This window comes from Streptomyces sp. NPDC051976 (assembly GCF_040680795.1).
Taxonomy (GTDB): Bacteria; Actinomycetota; Actinomycetes; order Streptomycetales; family Streptomycetaceae; genus Actinacidiphila.
In genome coordinates, this window is sequence record NZ_JBFAXL010000125.1 from 1 (window position 1) to 7099 (window position 7099).

5 protein-coding genes are annotated in these 7099 nt (G+C 69.2%); 1 reads left to right on the forward strand and 4 read right to left on the reverse strand.

Translation table 11 applies throughout. From position 1 onward, the window contains the following. Positions 1–128 precede the first annotated feature (128 nt). Complete coding sequence (locus AB0M29_RS44670) at positions 129–2762, reverse strand: valine--tRNA ligase (RefSeq protein ID WP_365393508.1); 2634 nt, start codon at positions 2760–2762, stop codon at positions 129–131. A gap of 119 nt (positions 2763–2881) precedes the next feature. Here AB0M29_RS44670 and AB0M29_RS44675 point away from each other — a divergent pair, with 119 nt between their 5' ends. Further along, positions 2882–3838, forward strand: a complete 957-nt coding sequence (locus tag AB0M29_RS44675) for a hypothetical protein (RefSeq protein ID WP_365393510.1) — start codon at positions 2882–2884, stop codon at positions 3836–3838. 100 nt (positions 3839–3938) lie between these two features. On the opposite strand, the gene clpX is transcribed toward AB0M29_RS44675, so the two are convergent. The 3 genes from clpX to AB0M29_RS44690 form a co-directional block, all read right to left on the reverse strand. Beyond that, positions 3939–5222, reverse strand: coding sequence for an ATP-dependent Clp protease ATP-binding subunit ClpX (clpX, locus tag AB0M29_RS44680; RefSeq protein WP_365393512.1), 1284 nt, complete (start codon positions 5220–5222; stop codon positions 3939–3941). 207 nt (positions 5223–5429) lie between these two features. Further along, positions 5430–6104 (reverse strand): ATP-dependent Clp protease proteolytic subunit, encoded by a 675-nt coding sequence (locus tag AB0M29_RS44685; RefSeq protein WP_365393514.1) that lies wholly within the window; start codon positions 6102–6104, stop codon positions 5430–5432. 91 nt (positions 6105–6195) lie between these two features. Then, the gene (locus AB0M29_RS44690) at positions 6196–6798 is read right to left on the reverse strand and encodes an ATP-dependent Clp protease proteolytic subunit (protein ID WP_365393516.1); all 603 of its coding nucleotides are present in this window, start codon (positions 6796–6798) and stop codon (positions 6196–6198) included. Between the last annotated feature and the right edge of the window lie 301 nt (positions 6799–7099).

The following is a 7099-nucleotide window of genomic DNA, read 5'->3' on the forward strand; positions in this document are numbered from 1 at the left end:
CCGGGGGGGCCGCTGTGGGGGGGGGGTGCCACCCCCCCCCCCTTCCGCGGGGGGGGGGGCGGGCCCCTGGGCCCGGGGGGGGGGCGGGGCCCCCCCGGCGTCACGGGGGCCCGCCGCGCTCCGGCGGGTCAGCTGGCCGGCAGCGCCTCGAGCTGCGCGGTGATCCGGGCGATGTCCGCCTCGGCCACCGCCAGCCGGGTGCGGATCTTCGCCACCACCGGCTCGGGCGCCTTGCCGAGGAACGCCTCGTTGCCCAGCTTCTTCTCCGCGTCCGCCTTCTCCTTCTCGGCGGCGGCCAGGTCCTTGGCCAGCCGCCGGCGCTCCGCGGCCACGTCGATCGTGCCCGACAGGTCGAGCGCGACGGTGGCGCCCGCCACCGGCAGCGTCGCGGTGGCGTGGAAGCCGTCACCGGCGGGCTGCAGGCGCAGCAGCTGCCGGATGGCGTCCTCGTGCGGCGCCAGCAGCGTGCCGTCCAGGGTGAGCAGCGCCGGGACCTTCTGGCCGGGCTGCAGGCCCTGGTCGGAGCGGAACCTGCGGACCTCGGTGACCACCCGCTGGACCTCGGCGATCTCCGCCTCGGCCGCCGCGTCCCGGAAGCCGCTGTCCTTCGGCCAGTCGGCGATGACCAGCGACTCTCCCCCGGTCAGCGTCGTCCACAGCGTCTCGGTGACGAACGGCACGATCGGGTGCAGCAGCCGCAGCATCACGTCCAGGACCTCGCCGAGCACCCGCCCGGAGACCCGGGCGCCGTCGCCGCCCTTGAAGAAGACGGTCTTCGACAGCTCGACGTACCAGTCGAAGACCTCGTCCCAGGCGAAGTGGTACAGCCCGTCGCTGAGCTTCGCGAACTGGTAGTCGTCGTAGAGCGAGTCCACCTCGGCGACGACCGTGTTCAGCCGGGACAGGATCCAGCGGTCGGTGGCGGACAACTCCTCGGGCGAGGGCAGCGGGCCCTCGACCGTGGCGCCGTTCATCAGCGCGAAGCGGGTGGCGTTCCAGATCTTGTTGGCGAAGTTGCGGGACGCCTGGACCCAGTCCTCGCCGATCGGCACGTCCGCACCCGGGTTGGCGCCCTTGGCCAGGGTGAAGCGGACGGCGTCCGAGCCGTACGCGTTCATCCAGTCCAGCGGGTCGACCGAGTTGGGGTTCGACTTCGACATCTTCTTGCCGAACTCGTCGCGGACCAGGCCGGTGAGCGCGATGGTGTGGAACGGCGCGGTGCCGTCCATCGCGTAGAGGCCGAACATCATCATCCGGGCGACCCAGAAGAAGATGATGTCGTGGCCGGTGAGCAGGACGTCGGTCGGATAGAACTTCTCCAGGTCCGGCGTGCGCTCCGGCCAGCCGAGCGTGGAGAACGGCCACAGCGCGGAGGAGAACCAGGTGTCCAGGACGTCCGCGTCCTGGGTCCACCCCGGGCCCTCGGGAGCCTTGTCGTCGGGGCCGACGCAGACGACCTCGCCCTCCGGCCCGTACCAGACCGGGATGCGGTGGCCCCACCAGAGCTGGCGCGAGATGCACCAGTCGTGCATGTTGTCGACCCAGTCGAAGTAGCGCTTCGACAGCTCCTGCGGGTGGATCTTCACCCGCCCGTCGCGGACCGCGTCACCGGACGCCTGGGCCAGCGGCGCGACCTTGACCCACCACTGCAGCGACAGCCGCGGCTCGATCGTGGTCTTGCAGCGCGAGCAGTGGCCGACCGAGTGGACGTAGGGGCGCTTCTCGGCCACGATCCGGCCCTGTTCGCGCAGCGCCGCGACAATCGCGGAGCGCGCCTCGAACCGGTCGAGCCCCTGGAACGGGCCGGGCACGGTGATGACCGCGCGCTCGTCCATGATCGTCAGCGACTCCAGCCCGTGCCGCTGGCCGATGGCGAAGTCGTTCGGGTCGTGCGCGGGCGTCACCTTGACCGCGCCGGTGCCGAACTCCGGGTCGACATGGGTGTCGGCGACCACCGGGATCGTACGGTCGGTGAGCGGCAGCTTGATCCGGCGGCCGATCAGGTGCGCGTAGCGCGGGTCGTCCGGGTGGACGGCGACCGCGGTGTCGCCGAGCATCGTCTCGACCCGCGTGGTGGCCACGACGACGGTGTCGTCACCCTCGCCGTACTTCAGCGAGACCAGCTCGCCGTCGTCGTCCTGGTAGTCGACCTCGATGTCGGAGATCGCGGTGAGGCAGCGCGGGCACCAGTTGATGATCCGCTCGGCGCGGTAGATCAGCTCGTCGTCGTACAGCTTCTTGAAGATGGTCTGGACGGCGCGCGACAGGCCCTCGTCCATGGTGAAGCGCTCGCGGGACCAGTCGACGCCGTCACCGAGGCGGCGCATCTGGCCCAGGATCCGGCCGCCGTACTCTTCCTTCCACTGCCAGACCCGGTCGACGAACTCCTCGCGGCCGATGTCGTGCCGCGACTTGCCCTCCTCGGCGAGCTGCTGCTCGACCTTGTTCTGCGTGGCGATGCCCGCGTGGTCCATGCCCGGCAGCCACAGCGACTCGTAGCCCTGCATGCGCTTGCGGCGGGTCAGCGCGTCCATCAGCGTGTGCTGGAACGCGTGCCCCAGGTGCAGCGATCCGGTGACGTTCGGCGGCGGGATGACGATGGTGTACGCGGGCTTGTCGCTCTTGGCGTCCGCCTCGAAGTAGCCCCGCTCTACCCAGCGCTCGTACAGCGTCCCCTCTACCTCGGCCGGCACGTACTGGGTCGGCAGTTCGGGTTCGCTGTTCGGCCCGCGTCCGGGGCTCTGCTGAGTGTTGTCGGTCACGGCAGCGATTCTACGGTGGCGAACGGGGCCGTTACGAATCCGTATCGCCCCCGCGGTAAGAAGCGGGTAAGGGATCCGGAAGGATGGGCGGACGGTCGTTAACGGAGGGGACCACCAACATGAGTTACAACCAGCCGCCGCCGAATCCGTACGGGCAGCAGCCCCCGCAGGGCGGCTACGGGCAGCAGCCCCCGCAGCAGGGTGGTTACGGCCAGCCGCAGCCGCAGCAGGGCGGTTACGGGCAGCCGCAGGGCCAGCCCGGATACGGCTACCCGCAGCAGGGCCAGCCCGGTTACGGATACCCCCAGCAGGGCCAGCCGCAGCAGCCCCAGTACGGCCAGATGCCGCCCCAGCAGGGCTACGGCGGCTACCCGCCGCCTCCGCAGCCGCAGAAGAAGAACACGGGGCTGATCATCGTGGGCGCGGTGGTCGCGCTCGCGGTCATCGGCGGCGGTGTGTTCCTGCTGACCAACAAGGACGACTCCGGCAGCGGCGGCGCCATCAAGAACGACGGCAAGCAGTACAAGCTGATCGTCCCGAACACGGTCGCCGGCACGTACACCAAGAGCCAGGACACCACCGACGACACCGCCCTCACCGACAAGGACAAGGCGGAGTTCTCGGCGATGGGCATCGAGAACCCGAAGAACGCGGCGGGCACCTACAAGTCCGGCAGCGGTCTGACCGTCAAGGGCCTGAACTTCGAGGGCGTGTACGGCACGGTCAAGGACCCGGGCAAGGTGCCGGACGCGGCCTTCGGGACCGTGGCCAAGCAGGGCAGCGACGGCGACACCAACGCCAAGATGGTGGGCAGCCCGCAGACGTTCAAGCCCGCGGGGCTGGACGACGCCGTGATGAAGTGCCAGAGCATGGAGGTCACGCCGAAGAACGCCTCGGGCAGCGGGCCGAAGTCCGTCACGCTTCCGGTGTGCGTCTGGGCGGACTACAGCACCGTCGGCATCGTGTCGCTCTCCGACTCGGGCGCGCTGCTGACCGGCAAGGTGTCCATCTCGCTCTCGGACGCCGCGGACATCGCGGCCAAGGTCCGCAAGGACGCCCGCGTGCCGCTCTCGTAGCACCGCCGCGGCCCTCGATCGGGCCGGTGCACACGGCAACACACGGAGAGGGGCGCCCGATTGATCGGGCGCCCCTCTCCGTGTGTCCGTCCGGTGTGTCTCAGGCGCTCTTCTGCTCGCCCTTGCCGACGATCCGCGGCTCGCGCGGCACCAGGGTGGGGTTGACGTTGGAGTGCACGACGTCGGCGGTGATGACCACGCGGGCCACGTCCTTGCGGGACGGCACCTCGTACATCACCGACATCAGCACCTCCTCCATGATGGCCCGCAGGCCACGGGCGCCGGTCTGGCGCAGGATCGCCTGGTCGGCGATGGCCTCCAGCGCCCCGCGCTCGAACTCCAGCTCCACACCGTCGAGTTCGAAGAGTTTTTGGTACTGCTTCACCAGCGCGTTGCGCGGCTCGACCAGAATCTGCAGCAGGGCCTCGCGGTCCAGGTTGTGGACGCTGGTGATGACCGGCAGCCGGCCGATGAACTCGGGGATCATGCCGAACTTGACCAGGTCCTCGGGCATGATCTCGGAGAACTGGTCGGCCATGTCCAGCTCGCGCTTGGAGCGGATCGTGGCGCCGAAGCCGATGCCTTTGGCGCCGGCCCGGGACTCGATGATCTTCTCCAGACCGGAGAAGGCGCCGCCCACGATGAAGAGCACGTTCGTGGTGTCGATCTGGATGAACTCCTGGTGCGGGTGCTTGCGCCCGCCCTGCGGCGGCACCGAGGCCGTCGTCCCCTCCAGGATCTTCAGCAGCGCCTGCTGCACGCCCTCGCCGGAGACGTCGCGCGTGATCGACGGGTTCTCGCTCTTGCGGGCGACCTTGTCGATCTCGTCGATGTAGATGATCCCGGTCTCGGCCTTCTTGACGTCGTAGTCCGCCGCCTGGATCAGCTTCAGCAGGATGTTCTCGACGTCCTCGCCCACGTATCCGGCCTCGGTGAGCGCGGTGGCGTCGGCGATGGCGAACGGCACGTTCAGCATCCGGGCCAGCGTCTGGGCCAGCAGGGTCTTGCCGGAGCCGGTCGGGCCGAGCAGCAGGATGTTGGACTTGGCCAGCTCGATCGCGTCGTCGTGGCCGCGGCCGCCGTTCTCACCGGCCTGGACCCGCTTGTAGTGGTTGTAGACCGCCACCGACAGGGCCTTCTTGGCGGGCGTCTGGCCGACCACGTAGCCCTCGAGGAACTCGTAGATCTCGCGCGGCTTGGGAAGGTCCTCCCAGCGCACCTCGGAGGACTCGGCGAGCTCCTCCTCGATGATCTCGTTGCAGAGGTCGATGCACTCGTCGCAGATGTACACACCAGGGCCTGCGATGAGCTTCTTCACCTGCTTCTGGCTCTTTCCGCAGAATGAGCACTTCAGCAGGTCGCCGCCGTCACCGATGCGTGCCACGAGGTGTTTCCCCTTCGCCTGGGATCCGCCGAGTTCAACGGAGCCTGGTGCTTCTCTCATCGACGGTACCTTGCCGCGCCCCCCGTGTGGGCCCCCCTTGGACGTACTCGCTCACTCCGTCCAGGGAGGACCCACTCGCGCTCGGCGAACCGCTTGGGACTGTTCCGGTGGTATTCCGGGGCTTCTCCGGGTCGACCGCGGGCCGTCTCAGACGGCGGGAACGGCCTTGCGGGTCGACACGATCTGGTCGACCAGACCGTACGCCAGCGACTCCTCGGCGGTGAGGATCTTGTCCCGCTCGATGTCCTCGCGGATCTGCTCGATCGGCGTGGTGGAGTGCTTGGCCAGCATTTCTTCGAGCTGCTGGCGCATCCGGATGATCTCGTTCGCGGCGATCTCCAGGTCGGACACCTGGCCGCGGCCGGTCTCGCTGTACGGCTGGTGGATCAGCACCCGGGCGTTCGGCAGCGCCATCCGCTTGCCGGGGCTGCCCGCGGCCAGCAGGACGGCGGCGGCGGACGCCGCCTGGCCCATGCAGACCGTCTGGATGGCGGGCTTCACGAACTGCATGGTGTCGTAAATCGCAGTCAGCGCGGTGAAGGAGCCGCCGGGGCTGTTGATGTAGACCGAGATGTCCCGGTCGGGGTCCATCGACTCCAGGCACAGCAGCTGCGCCATGACGTCGTTGGCGGAGGCGTCGTCGATCTGCACGCCGAGGAAGATCACGCGCTCCTCGAAGAGCTTCGCGTACGGGTCGTACTCACGCACGCCCTGCGAGGTGCGCTCGACGAAGCGCGGGATGACGTAGCGGGCCTCTGCGCCGAACACGCCGGGTCGCTCGGCCTCGGTGCGCTCGTACAGACCCCTGCCGGGGAAGTTCATGGTGTTCACGTCCACCGTCCTGGTGATGATGCGGAAGCTGGGAGATCGGCCGCGGGGGGCCCGCCCGACCCTCGCGGGCCTGGCCGCGGGCTCACGCCCCGGTGCCGCCGCCGCCCGGTACCTCGGTGGCGGAGAGCATGACGCCGTCCAGCAGGCCGTACTCCTTGGCCTCCTCGGCGGAGAACCAGCGGTCGCGGTCGGAGTCCTTGGTGATCTGGTCGAAGCTCTGCCCGGAGTGCTGGGCGATCAGCTCGGCCATACGGCGCTTGGTGTGCAGCAGCTGCTCGGCCTGGATCTTGATGTCGGTGGCGGAACCGCCGAGGCCCGCGGAGGGCTGGTGCATCAGGATCCGGGTGTTCGGCAGCGCGAAGCGCTTGCCCGGGGTGCCCGCGGTCAGCAGGAACTGGCCCATCGAGGCGGCCATGCCCATCGCGATGGTCACCACGTCGTTCTTGATGAACTGCATGGTGTCGTAGATCGCCATGCCCGCGGTCACGGAGCCGCCGGGGCTGTTGATGTAGAGGTAGATGTCCTTGTCCGGCTCGGCGGCAAGGAGGAGGAGCTGGGCGGTGATCTTGTTGGCGATGTCGTCGTCGACCGCTTGGCCGAGGAAGATGATTCGCTCGCCGAGCAGTCGGTTGTAGACCTGGTCGCCGAGGCCACCGAAGGTCGGCTCGCCGGCGGCGGAAGGCATCGGAGTCGTCACGTATCCACCTGCTCGTAGTCGGACGGTAGACATGCCGTCACAGGGTCTTCGTCTGGGCCGGGGCCCGGCACCATCCGGTGCTGCACCCCTGCCCTCCTACTTACGGACCCTAACGCGCAGGTGGGGCCCAGCAATCCCCTACGCGGAACTGTTCGCTGTGAGCGCATGCGCTGCGCTACGGCTCCCCCGCGAAAGACCTGCGCCCCGAAGGGGCGCGGGGAACTGCGCGGCCCGCCCCCACCGGGCCGGTGGTCCGAAGACCACGCGTCTGCCCCATGGGGGCCGGTGG